General features: G+C 55.5%; 1 protein-coding gene. It reads right to left on the bottom strand.

Going from position 1 to position 17,274, the window contains the following annotated elements:
* Window positions 1-142 precede the first annotated feature (142 nt).
* A complete protein-coding gene (locus SH573x_RS22645; protein ID WP_479350084.1) occupies window positions 143-17,128 on the bottom strand; it encodes a cadherin domain-containing protein in 16,986 nt (5,661 codons plus the stop codon).
* Window positions 17,129-17,274 lie beyond the last annotated feature (146 nt).

Here is a 17,274-nt window from a genome sequence, read left to right as displayed (position 1 = left end):
CGGGGACCAACCGGCCGGGCACCATCCAACTCGGGTCCTTCCACCACCACCTTCCCCCGAGCCTAAGTCCGTTGTTCAATACGGTGTTTGGCTCAGCAGGAGCCTTCGCCCTCCCCTGCGTCACACCCACTAATCCATTTCACTAGCCTTTTCTTTTCTGCGCTGCTTCGAACATGGCTTCGGTGGCTTGATCTTCTTTCTTGATGGTTCCGTTCTGGGTTTCTTGAATAACGGTCAGCGGGTCGAACTGAATCCATGCGCTTGCCGTGGTGGCGAAGGTGGTGATGACATGGCCCAGGCGTACAGCCCAAATAACCACGCCGGTGCTGATGACGGTCCATTTGGCTGGTTCGGAGAAGGAGAAGCCGCTGGCTTGTTGCTCGATGGGAGTTGATGAGACGATCTCTTGATTGGTCAGCCAGGCTGATTCGTTCAAGCGCCGCGAGGCCATGCGCATGGCTTCGCTCTCACCGGCTCCGCGGCTTTGGTTTACCTGCAGCGAATTGAGACTCCACGATAGTTCTGCCAATTGCATATTGGCTGAGGCATCTCCAGCAGATTCAGCCTCATCGACTGATAACGCGGCTACGCCGGCTCGCTGCATCAGGCTATCCGACTTGCCAGCCTCTTCTATCGACCTGGCTTCAGCGGCTGACTGGGCTGTGTTGTCAGTGGGCACTGCGATGTTGGTCTGCGCTGTAGCCGTAGAGTCTTTGGCCGATGTACTCGATGAGTTACTGTTAACGCTATTGGATGAGGAGGTGTTGGACGATGGTTCGCTGCTCGAGTTGTTCGAGCTGCCGCCACTTGAACTGGTACCGCCACCAGTATCGATCACAGGTGGTAGCTTGACGGTGATGGAGATGGTGCGGGTAGTCGAATTCAAACTGCCGTCGCTGGAAACATACGTAAACGAGTCGTGTCCCACAAAACCGATATTTGGTTTATATGTATAGGAACCATTAGCATTCATAACGACCGTGCCATGCTGGGGACCTGTCGCAACGTGCGTGGTCAGAGCATCGCCTTCTGGATCGCTCAACCCGCCTTGCATCGTGGCAGCATGAACAGCCAGGGTCTCAACGTTGTTGATCGAATAGTTGTGATCGCTGGCGGTGGGGGCTTCGTTGACGTTTGAAACTGCAATGGTAAATGTAGCCGTAGAGGTCGAGCCGTCGATCGAAGTCGCCTGCACTGCAATGGTATGGCTGCGACTCTGCTCGTAGTCGAGCAGTGCGCCACTGGCGACAACGACGGCGCCCGAGTGGTCATCAATGGCAAATCGCCCGCCGGCGTCGTCCAATAGCGAGTAGGACACGGAATTGGATGTAGCATCGGCGTCGCTGGCCTGTATTGTCAGCCCCACTGCCGTACCAGCCGAAGCGTTCTCGGACACGGCGTTTACTTGGGGAGCGATATCGCTGGGTAGCGAGACGTCGAACTCATCCAAGTCGGTAAGAGTAATGGTGAAAGACCGATCTGCCACCGACCCATCCAGCGAACTGGCGCGGATCGTAATTGTATGCGTGGCCGATACCTCGCGGTTTAGCAGCAGGCCATTGGCCACGGTAACTTGCCCAGTTGTAGCATCAATGGCGAATCGCCCACCCGCGTCGTCTATTAGCGAATAGGTAACTTGATTGGTGGTGGCATCGCTATCATGCGCGGTCACGGTCAGGCCGACCACGGTTCCATTGGCTGCGTTTTCGCTGACGGAGTTCGCGGCCAGGTCGCTGTCCGTGGGTAGCGTGACATCATACTCATCGACATCGACAATATTGACCGAAAACGATTGCTCGCTGTAAGAACCATCGCTGGAGGTGGCTCGGACCGTGATTGTGCGAACGGGACCATCGGTTTCGCGATCGATTGCCCCAGCCACGCTGACCACGCCAGTTGCACTGTCAATGACAAACCTGCCCCCATCGTCGCTCACAAGGGAATAGGTGACGGTATTGTCGGTCGAATCCGCATCGAATGCCGCGGCGGTGAGTCCGATCGCAGTGCCGGGGGCTGCATTTTCGAGCACGGCATTAATCGAATTATTAGCGTCGACCACGGGCGAAACATCGAACTCGTTCGCATCATTTATGTTGATCGAGAAGTTGCTATCGGAAAAAGAGCCATCGGCCGAAACCGCGCGAATGGTTATTTGATGAGCTGCGTGGGTTTCGTAGTCCAACAGCGATCCGTCCGCGACGGTTACGACGCCCGAACTGCTATCGATCGAAAATCGTCCGCCAGCGTCATCGACCAGCCAGAAGCTAACCGCATTGCTGGTTGCATCGGCATCGATGGCAGCAGCTGTGATCCCGACAGTGGTGCCCGAGGCTGCATTTTCGTTTACGGAGTTTACGCTGTTGTTGATGTCACTGAGTACGCTGACATCAAATTCATCGACATCAAGGATATCGATTGCAAAAATCTGATCGCTGAAAGAGCCGTCTGCGGACGTAGCACGAATGGTAATGGTGCGAGTTGGCCCGTCAGCTTCGCGATCAATTGCCCCGTCAACGGTAACTGCACCGGTGGAACTATCGATGGCAAAACGCCCGCCATCATTGCTGATCAGCGAGTAAGTGATCGTGTTGTTGGTGCTGTCCGCATCATTGGCTGAAGCAGTGATGCCAACTGCAGTGCCAATGGTAGCGTTTTCGGCCACCGAATTAGAACTAGCATCGCTATCGGTGATGGCCGAAGTATTGAACTCATCGACATCGTTGATGTTGATCGTAAAGTTCGAATCGGCCGAAGAACCATCGGTCGATGTCGCTCGGACTGTGATCGTATGCGACTGGGCCGTTTCACGGTCGAGCAGGGAACCATCGAGCACCGTCACCACCCCCGCGGTGCTGTCAATTGCGAACCGACCACCGGCACTATCGACCAGCGAATAGACCACATTGCTGTTAGTGGCGTCATTATCACTGGCACTCGCTGTTACTCCCACAACAGTTCCATTGGTTGCGTTTTCATCGACGGCATTGATTGTGGCATCATTATCCACGGGCGAAGTTACATCGAATTCATCGACATCGGTGATGTCGATCGAGTAAGCCTGGTCGCTAAAAGAACCATCAGTCGAGGTAGCTCGAATAGTGATCGAGCGTGAAGCGCCATGGCTTTCGCGATCCAGCGCCCCGGCTACGGTAACTACACCGGTAGATCCGTCAATGGCGAATCGCCCGCCGTCGTTGTTGACCAGAGAGTAGGTAATCGTGTTGTTGGTGCTGTCCGCATCATTGGCTGAAGCCGTGATGCCAACTGCAGTACCGATGGTGGCGTTCTCAGCCACCGAATTAGCACTAGCATCGCTATCGGTGATGGCCGAAGTATTGAACTCATCGACATCGTTGATGTTGATAGTAAAGTTCGAATCGGCCGAAGAACCATCGGTCGATGTCGCTCGGACTGTGATCGTATGCGACTGGGCCGCTTCACGGTCGAGGAGCGAACCGTCGAGGACCGTCACCACCCCCGTGGTGCTATCAATCGTAAACCGGCCGCCGGCGTTATCCACTAACGAATAGGCCACTGAACTATTAGTCGCATCGCTATCACTTGCGCTGACTGTGATGCCCACGATCGTACCATTGGTTGCGTTTTCATCGACGGCATTAATAGTGGCATCATTGTCGATCGGCGAGGTTACATCGAATTCGTCGACATCGGAGATGTCGATCGAGTAAGCCTGGTCGCTAAACGAACCATCAGCCGAGGTGGCTCGAATAGTGATCGAGCGATTAGCGCCATGGCTTTCGCGATCCAGCGCTCCGGCTACGGTAACTACACCGGTAGAACCGTCAATTGCGAAACGTCCGCCATCATCGCTGACTAGCGCGTAAGTGATCGTATTGTTGGTGCTGTCTGCATCAGTGGCCGCCGCAGTAATACCAACCGCAGTACCGATCGTGGCGTTTTCGGCCACCGAATTAGCACTAGCATCGCTATCGGTGATGGCCGAAGTATTGAACTCATCGACATCGTTGATGTTGATAGTAAAGTTTGAATCAGCCACTGAACCATCGGCGGAGGTGGCTCGAATCGTGATCGTATGCGACGGAGCTTTTTCGCGATCAAGCAGGGAACCATCGAGCACCGTCACCACGCCCGTGGTGCTGTCGATAGTAAACCGACCCCCGGCACTGTCGACTAACGAATAGACCACATTGCTGTTAGTGGCGTCACTATCACTGGCACTCGCTGTTACTCCCACAACGGTACCATTGGTTGCGTTCTCGTTGACGGCATTGATAGTGGCATCATTGTCGATCGGCGAGGTTACGTCGAATTCATCCACATCGGAGATATCGATCGAGTAAGCCTGGTCGCTAAACGAACCATCAGCTGAGGTAGCTCGAATCGTGATCGAGCGTGACGCGCCATGGCTTTCGCGATCCAGCGCCCCGGCTACGGTAACCACACCGGTTGAGCCATCAACTGCGAAACGTCCGCCATCATTGCTGACCAGCGAATATGTGATCGTATTGTTGGTGCTATCCGCATCATTAGCCGCCGCCGTGATACCAACCGCAGTGCCGATGGTGGCGTTTTCGGCCACCGAATTAGCACTAGCATCGCTATCGGTGATGGCCGAAGTATTGAACTCATCGACATCGTTGATGTTGATAGTAAAGTTTGAATCAGCCACTGAACCATCGGCTGATGTCGCTCGAATCGTGATCGTATGCGACGGAGTTGTTTCACGGTCAAGCAGGGAACCATCGAGGACCGTTACGACACCCGTGACGCTATCAATCGCAAACCGACCGCCGGCACTATCGACCAGCGAATAGACCACATTGCTGTTAGTGGCGTCACTATCACTGGCGCTGGCCATGATGCCTACGACAGTACCATTGGCTGCGTTCTCGTCGACGGCATTAATAGTGGCATCATTGTCGATCGGCGAGGTTACATCGAATTCATCGACATCGGAGATATCGATCGAGTAAGCCTGGTCGCTAAACGAACCATCAGCCGAGGTGGCTCGAATAGTGATCGAGCGTGAAGCGCCATGGCTTTCGCGATCCAGCGCCGCGGCTACGGTAACTACACCGGTAGAACCGTCAATGGCGAAACGCCCGCCATCATTGTTGATCAGCGAGTAGGCAATTGTGTTGTTGGTACTGTCTGCATCATTGGCTGAAGCAGTGATGCCAACTGCAGTGCCAATGGTGGCGTTTTCAGCCACGGTGTTGGTACTGGCATCACTATCGGTCACAGCCGAAGTATTGAACTCATCGACATCGTTGATGTTGATAGTAAAGTTCGAATCGGCCGAAGAACCATCAGTCGATGTCGCTCGGACTGTGATCATATGCGACTGGGCCGCTTCACGGTCGAGCAGCGAACCATCGAGCACCGTCACCACCCCCGTGGTGCTATCGATAGTAAACCGACCGCCGGCACTATCGACTAACGAATAGGCCACTGAACTATTGGTCGCGTCACTATCACTCGCGCTGACTGTGATGCCCACGATCGTCCCATTGGCCGCGTTCTCGTCGACGGAGTTGATGGTGGCATTATTGTCAATCGGCGAGGTTACATCGAATTCATCGACATCGGTGATATCGATCGAGTAAGCCTGGTCGCTAAACGAACCATCAGCCGAGGTGGCTCGAATAGTGATCGAGCGTGAAACGCCATGGCTTTCGCGATCCAGCGCTCCGGCCACTGTAACTACACCAGTAGAACCGTCGACTGCGAAACGCCCGCCGTCATTGCTCACTAGCGTGTAAGTGATCGTGTTGTTGGTACTGTCCGCATCATTGGCTGAAGCAGTGATGCCAACTGCAGTGCCAATGGTGGCGTTTTCAGCCACGGTGTTGGCACTGGCGTCGCTATCGGTCACAGCCGAAGTATTGAATTCGTCTACGTCGTTGATGTTGATGGTAAAGTTCGAATCAGCCAATGAACCATCGGCTGAAGTGGCTCGGATAGTGATCGTATGCGACAGAGTCGTTTCGCGATCAAGCAGGGAACCATCGAGCACCGTCACCACGCCTGTGGTGCTTTCGATAGTAAACCGACCCCCGGCATTATCCACGAGCGAATAGACCACATTGTTATTGGTGGCGTCATTATCACTGGCGCTAGCTGTGACGCCCACGATCGTCCCATTGGCCGCGTTCTCGTCGACGGAGTTGATAGTGGCATCATTATCCACTGGCGAGGTTACATCGAATTCATCGACATCGGTGATATCGATCGAGTAAGCCTGGTCGCTAAACGAACCATCAGCCGAGGTGGCTCGAATAGTGATCGAGCGCGACGCGCCATGGCTTTCGCGATCCAGCGCCCCGGCTACGGTAACTACACCGGTAGATCCGTCGATGGCGAATCGCCCGCCGTCGTTGTTGACCAGCGAGTAAGTGATCGTGTTGTTGGTACTGTCCGCATCATTGGCTGAAGCAGTGATGCCGACTGCAGTGCCAATGGTGGCGTTCTCGGAAACGGAATTGGCACTGGCGTCGCTATCGGTCACAGCCGAAGAATTGAATTCGTCGACGTCATTGATGTTGATGGTAAAGTTCGAATCAGCCAATGAACCATCGGCTGAAGTGGCTCGGATAGTGATCGTATGCGACAGAGTCGTTTCGCGATCAAGCAGTGAACCATCGAGCACCGTCACCACGCCTGTGGTGCTTTCGATAGTAAACCGACCCCCGGCATTATCCACGAGCGAATAGACCACATTGTTATTGGTGGCGTCATTATCACTGGCGCTAGCTGTGACGCCCACGATCGTCCCATTGGCCGCGTTCTCGTCGACGGAGTTGATAGTGGCATCATTATCCACTGGCGAGGTTACATCGAATTCATCGACATCGGTGATATCGATCGAGTAAGCCTGGTCGCTAAACGAACCATCAGCCGAGGTGGCTCGAATAGTGATCGAGCGTGAAGCGCCATGGCTTTCGCGATCCAGCGCCCCGGCTACGGTAACTACACCGGTAGATCCGTCAATGGCGAATCGCCCGCCGTCGTTGTTGACCAGAGAGTAGGTAATCGTGTTGTTGGTGCTGTCCGCATCATTGGCTGAAGCCGTGATGCCAACTGCAGTACCGATGGTGGCGTTCTCAGCCACCGAATTAGCACTAGCATCGCTATCGGTGATGGCCGAAGTATTGAACTCATCGACATCGTTGATGTTGATAGTAAAGTTCGAATCGGCCGAAGAACCATCGGTCGATGTCGCTCGGACTGTGATCGTATGCGACTGGGCCGCTTCACGGTCGAGCAGGGAACCATCGAGCACCGTCACCACGCCTGTGGCACCATCGATCGCGAACCGACCGCCGGCACTATCGGCTAAAGAGTAGACCACATTGCTATTAGTCGCATCGCTATCACTTGCGCTGACTGTGATGCCCACGACATTACCATTGGTCACGTTCTCGTCGACGGCATTGATTGTAGCATTACTATCGATCGGCGAAGTCACATCGAATTCATCCATATCGGTGATATCGATCGAGTAAGCCTGGTCGCTAAACGAACCATCAGCCGAGGTGGCTCGAATAGTGATCGAACGCGATGGGCCATGGCTTTCGCGATCCAGCGCCCCGGCTACGGTAACTACACCGGTAGAACCGTCAATTGCGAAACGTCCGCCATCATCGCTGACTAGCGCGTAAGTGATCGTATTGTTGGTGCTGTCTGCATCAGTGGCCGCCGCAGTAATACCAACCGCAGTACCGATCGTGGCATTCTCCGCGACTGTGTTAATGGCTGCGTCGGCATCGCTGACAGGTCCGACGTCAAATTCGTCGATGTCGTTGACGTTAATCGAGAAGCTCTGGTCGAAGGTTGCCCCAACGGCGTCGGTTACGCGGACTGTAATCCAATGGCTGTTGACAGCTTCGTGATCCAGCAAATTACTATTGGCGACCGTGATTTCGCCTGTCGAACTGTTGATCGCAAAGCGTCCGCCCGCTGAATCAATGAGACTGTATGCCAAGGTTTCGCCACTATCGAGATCCTGACCTGTCACCGTGCCAGCTGACGATCCATTGGCGGCGTTCTCGTTGATACTCAGAGTACCGCTGGTGATAGCGTGGGGATTGTCGTTGGCACCTTGTAGGGTGACGGTGATTTGAGTGGTGCTAGTCAGCCCGCTGGAGTCGGTAATGCGATACGAAAAGACATCGCTGAGAGTAGTGCCGCTGGTGCGCAGGGCTTGGACAGCTGCATGGTTGTTGTCGACTGTATACGTATACGCTCCGTCGGCTGCGATCGAGATGGATCCATAACTGCCAGAGACAGCGGTGCCCACGTTGCCGGCTGGACTGCCTGCGATTCCCGCGGCCACGCCACTGACGGAACGCGTGTCGCTGGAGTCGACATCGGTATCGTTGGTCAACACGTTACCGCTGGGATTGGAACCGGCGGTACCATTGCCCAGGCCACCTGCTTCCACGGCAGTCGCTGTATCGACCACGGCCACGGGCGCGTCATTTACAGCCGTTACGGTGATCGAGGCGATCTCGGTAGCGGTACTAAACGCGGTCGTACCGCCATTGCTGGCCGTCGATACTTTGGTGCCCTGCGTGCCACTGGTGGTATCCCAGGCGCGGAACGTGATGTCACCACTGGTCGCGTTGGCACCGTCTGGTACAAATCGCAGGAGGTCACTGCTTCGCAAGAGCAAGGCCGATGTATTAGATACTACGCCCGCGTCGGTCCAGCTTGAACCACTATTGAGCGAATATTGCCAAATACCGTTACCGCTATTGAGTGTCGTAATAGCGATGCCTTCGACTGCTCCGTTATCGACATCCGTGATGCGGTTGCCTCCGGCGCTGGAGATGATCGAAGCCACCGTCTGGCCGGAGTTGCTAACTGCATCTTCGGTAATCGAATTGAAGGTCATCGAGCCAGAATTGTCCAGCACAGGCGCGTCGTTGATGCTGGTGACATTCAGCGAAACTGTATCGAAGCTGCTACTGAAAGCCGTGGAACCGCCGCGACTAGTCGTATTGGCCGTCGCACCAGCGCTGCCGCTGGTTTGATCCCAAGCCACATAGGTCAATTGCGAGTAACCGCCGTTTTGTCCGTCGGGCGTATAACGCAACAAATCCGTGGAGCGCAGCAGCAGCGAGTTGGCTGAACTGAGACCGGAGACTACTGTCCAGTTCGTGCCATCCAGACTGTAGGACAGTGTGCCACTAGTGAGATTCAGATTGGTCAGAGCCACACCTTGGACTGCTCCGCTATCCGGATCAGTGACGCTCGAGCTGAGCAGTGATGCAACCGTGGCAGTGACGGAGCCAGTGTCTTCGGTCATCGGCATGGTGGGTGCGTAGGGTGTCAACGTCGGCGCGTCGTTGATGGCTGTGATGTTTACGGTCACACTACCGGTGGCTTGCAGAGCTCCACCAGTGCCCTGCGAACCACTATTGTTATCATTGAATGTCCAGTTGATTTGCACGCTTGATGGTGGCGCATCGCTACTGTTACTGTAAGCGATTTGCTGCATCACTTGATTGACGCGCGAGTTGGTCGCATTGCCGTTGAAGGTTAGCACCAAACTACCTGCGCTATTGGACGTGACCGTGCCGACGGTCACGCCACCTATGACCAGGTTGCCTCCTTGAGTCAACGTGCCCAGCGAACCGGTGGCAGAGAACTGATCTTGCGAGTTAGCGCCGCTGCTGCGTACGAGCGTCAGCGTGGCTCCATTGAAATTAGCAGCTGTACTAAGTTCCGAATCGAAGACTTCGACGTTGGCATCCAGCACGGCAGCCGAACCGTTTTCGGTATAGCTGACCGAACCACCCAACGAATTGGACTGTGAACCAAACTGCGTATCTAGCGAGCCATCGCTCCGTAGCGCGATCAACCCGAAGTCGCGGTTGGCACCATTGGCATAGCCGGCCACCACGATGCGGCCGTCACCGCGAATCAGAACCTCTGATGCGCCAGTGCTGCCGCCGGCGCCCGTGGAAACGATGCCGCCGGTACCAAAAGTCGAATCGAGCGCTCCAGCCGCTGTATAGCGTACGATGGCGGTTTGACCCGCGCTGTTGGAACCTACCGCTACAATCTTGCCATCGCGTTGCACGGCAATATCTGTGGCGAAGTCCATGCTATTGCCCAGATCGGTTCGCACGTAGCCGGTCCCACCAGCGAACGACGTGTCGAGCGTGCCACTGGCTGTATAGCGAGCTACGATGAAATCGTGCGAGGTCGGCAGCGCACCAAATCCACCGTAACCGCCTAACAGAATCGTGCCATCGGATTGCACGACCAGTTCCGTTGCGTAGTCCGTGCCCGCAGTCACCGCAGTTGTAGTGATGCCTGCAGTACCAAAGCTGGTATCGAGCGCGCCGGTCGAAGTGTACTGCACCAGTGCGAAGTCGTTGTTGCTGCCGCCACCGACCAGGATTTTTCCGCTATTGAGAATCTTCACGGACTGAGCCATGTCCGCGCCGGCAGCGACGTCGGTCGTCAGCTTGCCATCGCCATCGAAGCTTGTATCGAGCGCCCCATTAGCGCTGAGTCGTACCACGGCAAATTGACTGCTGGAGGAGCCAGCGATCACAATCTTGCCGTCGCTTTGGACGGCAATCGATCGCGCGTCATCGCTGGAGTTGGTGCCGATATCGATGGTCACCTTGCCGGTGTTGTTAAAGGTCGTGTCCAGTGAGCCGTCAGTGTTGTAACGCACCACGGCAAAGTCTACCGACGAACCCACGACGGAGTTGCCCACCAGCAGGATCTTGCCATCCTCTTGCAGTGTGATGCCCCACGCTTCATCCAGGCTGGAACCAATCGCAGTAGTGACGATACCGCCAGTACCAAAGCTGGTATCCAGCGATCCATCCACGTTGTATCGCACCACTGCAAAATCATTGTTGGCACCATTGCTGGAGTAACCCGCGGCTAAGATTTTGCCGTCGCTCTGCAAGGCGGTGGCCCGAATCCAATCGTCACCAGAACCGATGTTGGTCGTCACGTAACCACTACCGGCTGAGAAAGTCGGACCATCATTGACGGCGCTAGTGGCAATCGCAAAAGTTTCTTGATAGCTGTTGCCGGCCGCGTCGGTGACTTGGACCGTGATGTTATAAGTCGACGAGGTATAACCTTCTAGCAGCGTGGTATCGGCGACCGTAATCTCGCCCGTGACGGAGTTAATCGCAAAGCGACCGCTTGCGGAATCGGTCAGCTCGTAGCGATCACTCGCCAGTACTTCGCTGGCATCCCACTCAATCACATAGGCTAAACTGCCGACGCCCAGATCGTTCCACAATCCATCGGCGTTGCGCATGGCCAGCCAATCTTCGCCGCCGAGATCGTTCGGTTCAGTTGAGTTCCAGTTGGCATACTGGCCGGATTGCAGCGTTCCACTGGTACCGCCGACCCAGAAGGTCGAACCGTCAGAGCTTCCGCTGGCCCAGCGCCAAGAGCCTTCGACGGTGGCATCGCTAGCGCCCAGCCACACGTCGTGGCCGCTACTGCGAGTCATTTCGTAGACTAGCGTGTTTTCATAGCTGGAGCCGATCGTTACCAGTTGGCCACCCACTCCGTTGACCGTAGCCGCCTGGGCGTTGGCACGAGCCTGCGTCCAGGTACTGGCCGCAGTCACATAGCGATAAAACTTACCGGTGGCGGCATCGTAGCTCAGCGAGGAGTCCTGGCTGAGAATAGCGCTTACTTCAGCCGGTATTTCGATCACGCGCACGTCGGCAATCATCGGTCCGCGATTGCCACCAGCCAGGTCGAGCGATTCGAATTGTAAGTTGGTGGAGGTAGACTGCGCAGTAAAGGTCATGCTGCGGCCGCTCCACAGCAGGTTGGTGGTTGACCATCCGGTCGGTTGTGCGATCGAGAAGTCTTCGGATGATCCAGCGGCACTGACGCGCAAGTCTTTGATCGCATCGCCACCAGACCAATTGCCCGAGAGGGCGAACACAATTTGGTATTGTCTGCCGGCTTCGGTCGACAGCGTTTGAGCGATGGCACCAGGCTCGGTGCCGTTCAAGTCAATACTGCGACCACCCAAAGGAGAAGATTGAAATCCAGTACCGTTCAGCTCCACACTGCCAGATACCACATTCCAGTTTCCGATCGACTGGCCAGCGGTGTACGTCAACCAGGTTCCGGGCGAGGGTGCTTCGCGAAAGAGTCCATCGGCCACGATATCGCGAGCCAGGTCGGGGTCAGTGGCGATGACTTGGCCCACGCGGGTGCCATTAGCAGCGCCTTCACTAACCGTCATGCCCGTGGTGACAGTGCTGGCGGTAAAGCCGCTGCCCACCGCCACGTTGGCGACGGTCAAATTGACTCCGCCCACCGCATCCACCACCGTATTACCCGAGACCAGTGAGCTCATGCGCCAATTGGCCACCAGTCCGGTCTCGACCGAACCGGGTACCTGTTGGTAGTTCAGCGAGATTTGTTCGTCGCTGATCGCGCGATCCCAGACACGCAGATCATAGAGCGTGCCGGAGAATCGCTGCGCCGGGTTGTAGTTAGCATTTACCGAGTCTTGATCTTGACCGAGAACGAGCGTTCCGCCACTTTGAATCGTCGTACCAGCTTTGAAGCCCGTGGTGGTGTGTACCAACTGGCCATCGATGTAGAAGCGCACGTCACCTGCCGTATTGTCCCACGAGATAGCCACGTGATGCATCTGGCCGTCGGTCAGTTGGGCAAAGGCAGCCGAGGTAGATGTCTGCGTGTTGTTGACCGCCAAGGACAAGACGCCACTTGCCGAAATTCGCACATAGACTTCGTTGTCATTGCCGGGAACGGCATAAGAAACTAATGGCGATTCGCTGCTGGCATTGGTCTGCATCGCATAAGTGATTTCGAGTGTCAGCGCGGTGCGACCTCCAAATACTGACCCGCCATCGGCGCTCATCAAGTAAGCGTTATTACCGCCATCGGTATTGAGTTGGATACCTGTGGAAAGATCCGTGGCCGAATGATCCTCTTCGCCTGCCACATCGTTTAGTGCGACCGAATAGGTTCTGTCATAAGTGGCGCCGCTGGCATCGGTAACGCGCACGGTCAGGTTGTGGCTGGAATGGTTCTCGTAGTCGAGCAGGTTGCCGTTAGCCACGACGATCTGCCCACTGTCACTGTTGATCGCAAAGGCACCAGAGGCGGTCTGAGAGACTATCGAATACGTGAGCGCTTGGGTCGTGTCGAGGACGTCATCTACATTCCACTCAACCACGACATAAGCCGTAGTGCCCGGCGTGTCGCGCCACATACCGTCTGTATGGAACAGCACGGCATAATCTTCTGCCGGGTCGCTATTTTGAGGTTCCGTGGGTGCCCAGTTGGCATAACTACCTGTTTGATTGCCAGTTGCCGTTCCCTGCCAAAAGGTGTCTGCATCGCCGGTGCCGTTGTTCCAACGCCACGTGCCCTCGAGCGTGGCGTCGCTGGCACCTAGCCACACGAACCCACCCGCGGTCGAGGCGATGCTGGTGATCAATTCGTTCTCGGCTGCGTTGTCAATCGTGACAAGCCTACCGGTTGTGCCTGAGAGGAACGAAGTTGTGGCCGCAGATTGGGCGGCTGCATAAGTGGTTTGAGTACTCGTCAGAATCTTGTAGAACTTGTCGGTCTCCGCGCTGTAGCGTAGCGAAGAATCGGTGGACAAAAGCTGAGTGATTCGAGCTTGGCGATCGACATCTATTCCACCAACCGATCCGACTTCTGTACCGGTGATACTGTTTTCATCCAGATTCAAGCTCAGCGTTGGGGTGCTACTGATAAAGCCTGAACCTACTGCGTTTTTGACTGTCAAATTGTTACCGCTGACGGCCTCGATAACTGTACCGCTGGTTGACAATTCATCAAAGCGCCAATTGGCGATCAGGCCGCTTTCGGTTGAGGCCAACGTGGTTCGATAGTTGTTCGCTATTTCGGTGCTGCTGCGCACGTCATTGAATATTCGGGCGTCGTACAGTGTGCCACTGAAATACTGGTTGCTGGCCAAGCCGCCGCCGACCAGGTCTTGTTCGCCGCCAAAGACAAAACGGCCGCCAGTGGCCAGAGTCTCGCCGGTCGCCAGGCCTGTGCCACTATCAACTAGCGCGCCGTCGATGTAGACATTCCACGCCCCGCCAACACTATTCCAAGCAACGGAGAGCGTATGTTTGTTGCCATCCAATAGCAATGTCTCGTAATTGACAGCCGATGACACGACAATTGCGCCGGTACCAAAGTCGAGTTCTAATCCACCTGTCACGGACTGGCTGGTCTGTACTGTGAACTCATCGCCGGAGGCGGTGTTGTACGACATGAAGACCGTTTCATACGGCACGTTATTGGCAGAGAACTGTATCTCAAAAGTCGATGCGGTTAATCCAGTGGTCAGACCAACATCGGCCATCAAGTATGTGTCGTTGCCACCATCACTGTTGAGAGTCAGCCCACCGCCGGAGGTCGAGGTTAATTGCGAGCCGCTGGGCGCTGAATTGCCGGTGCTGGCTGTGGCCATGACGGCAGCTGACAGTTCCGACGTGTTGCCGTTGGCACCTGGTGTCGTCGCGGTAACTGTAATCAGTTCGCCCGTGCCAACTGTACCACTGAATCCTGTCAGCGTGATGTTGGTGAAGGTGGCGTTGCCGCTGCCATCGGAATTAACTGTGGTGGATCCCAAGTACTTCTTGGCATCACGTCGATTTAAATCGCCGGTTGTGGGCGTGGCGTAGAAGTGCAGTATCAGTCCAGTCACACTAGCGCTAGTATTTATGGAGCCACTGACAGTGACTGACGTGCCGGCAGGGTTCACGGTCGCAGAACTGATGGCTGGATAGTTCTGCAGATTGTTCGCGCCGGAGTCGGAGTCGCCGGTATCATTCAGCGTCACTCCAGCGCTTCCCAGATTCACAGCTTGCCCCACGTTGCCATAGATCGAGTTGCCCATGATCGAGTTGCCGGTGCCTGCCGTGCTAAGCACATCCACGCCCGAAGTGTAGAGTGTTGAGCCCACTCCGCTGCCTGTGATCGTGTTGCCTTGACCAGCAGTTGTGCCACCCACGGTCGTATTGGTAGCACTATTCTCGATTAATATTCCGCTTTGCTGATTACCCGCGATTAGGCTGCCAGCAGCATTGATACCAACTGAGTTGCCATACAGGAGTGTCCCGCTACTGGCTCCGTCGATTTCTATGCCGGCTGCCGCATTTCCCATCACGACATTGCCCGCACCAATGCCCCCAATTGTCGTACTGTCGGCGCCGTTACTAATGAAGATGCCCGAGCCTCCGTTACCCATCAGTGTCGTACCATCACTGCCGACACCAATCCAGTTGTTTTGTATGAAGTTGTCATCAGAGGTTTCGCCATCGACTTGAACGCCGTCACCGGCATTAGCGGCAATGATATTTAGAAGTGCAGCCGTGGTACCGCCAATGTAATTGGCCGTCGCGCCGGATTCGATGCGAATACCGTCACCTGTATTGCCTCGAGCGCTAGTGCCACTGGCATTGGTGCCGATGTAGTTGCCGGCAATGGTATTGCCAGTTGTGCCTGCGCCGCTGATCACCACACCATTGGCATTGCTTGAAATCACGTTGCGTTCGGCGATATCGGTCGAGCCATCGCCATTGGTGCCCACGAGCGTATTGGTGGCAGCGCTTTGGATCACGATGCCACTTCCCGCATTGCTGATGGAAGTTGAACCATCGGCGCCCAGGCCAATGAGGTTGCCTTGGATGCGAACATTGTTGGCACCTTCGACAGATATTCCGCTGAGCGTATTGCCACTGATGATGTTTCGATCAGCAGTAGTCACACCACCGATCACTGCGTCGCTGCCCAGCACGCGTATACCGTTGCCTGAATTGTTCAGCCCAGCAGCGCCGCTGTCACCGCTGGTCGTCAATCGACCGATGTAGTTACCAGCCACGGTTACATTGTTGGCACCCGATTGGATCTCGATGCCATCGCCGGCAAAGTTGCGGATCAAGAAACCGCGAATGATGGTGTTGTCACCCGTGGACGAAATAGTCAAACCATCGCCCGTCAAGTCAGCGCCATCGATGATGATGGCGGGTTGATTGGCGTTGGCAGCGAAACTATCGTCGGTCGTAGCATTCAGCGTGACTTGTTCGGTAATCGTGGGCAGAATGCTGGAGAGGGCGATCGTATGCACACCCGTGCCCGAGATATTGAAGACGATGGTGTCGGCGCCCGCATTCGAGTTGGCATTCAAGATCGCTTGGCGCAGCGAACCAGCGCCGCTGTTGCTGGTGTTGGTAACGGTGTAAGTGGCTAGCACGCCATCCCACTGGTCGGCCTGGTCGGCTGAAACCAAAACGCCGGTTTCGATAACGCCGACTGAGTACTCGAGTTGCCAGTCGCCGCCCAACTCCTCCAGGCCAGTTAAATCGTTACTGGCCATGACATCTGCTTGTGTCAGTAGCGCCACCTGATCAACAAAGGCTTGTCCAGTTTCGCTGGTAGCCACATCGCAACCGTAGATCAGAATGTCGCCATCGGGCGTTAAGCTGATGCCCCAGCTAGCCAGTTGCTCGGCTGACTCGGGGAGGCTGGTACTATCGAGTGTGAATTGTCCCAGCTGAATTGCGCCATCGCTGCCGTGCGTCACGAAGTGAATCGCATCATAATGCAGGTTGCTACTGGCTAGGGCCTGGCTGATTTGTTCCATGCCATGGCTATGTGGATCAATCAAGACAACTTCGAAGTTGACATGCGCAGAGTCACTGGCATCGAATTGGGCCAGCAACTGCTCAAGATTGTCCAGCCCTGCATCGACGAAGGCAATTTCATTGCGAACAGTCAGACTTGAATCCGTGACATCGGAGTCGACCGGGGCAGATCCGTTATTCGAAGAACCGTTATCTGTGGTCAGCGGTGGATTGAACGTTGTGGGCAGGACTGGACTCTGGCCCAGTTCGTCGCGCAAGCTGGCATCGACTAGCTCTAAGATCGTATCGATTTCAGCTTGGGTTACTTCGTAAGTTACCTGAGAGCCATCCAGGCCTTCGATCATATCCAGAGGTAGAGCAGTTGCGCTGTAGAGCAGGCGATCTTCAAGTACGCAAGCTTCGATGGGGATCGGCAATGAGTGTTCTCTGGGTTGAGCCAGAGACTCGGCCAGTTGTCGCCAAACAGTGAGCAGATTCAGACGCATGAACATTCCCCTCTACCGACGTGGACAGGCCATACGCGCGGGGCTCGCCGCCGTAGGTTGCAGGAGTTTGCACCTGCTTCCGATCTGATTGCGCCAAATGGGGAAGAGGGGGTTCCGACCAGAAGTGCTCTCTTCGAGACTCGGGG

It is taken from the genome of Rania fehmarnensis (assembly GCF_056494185.1).
This window is presented reverse-complemented; position numbering and strand designations above follow the sequence as displayed.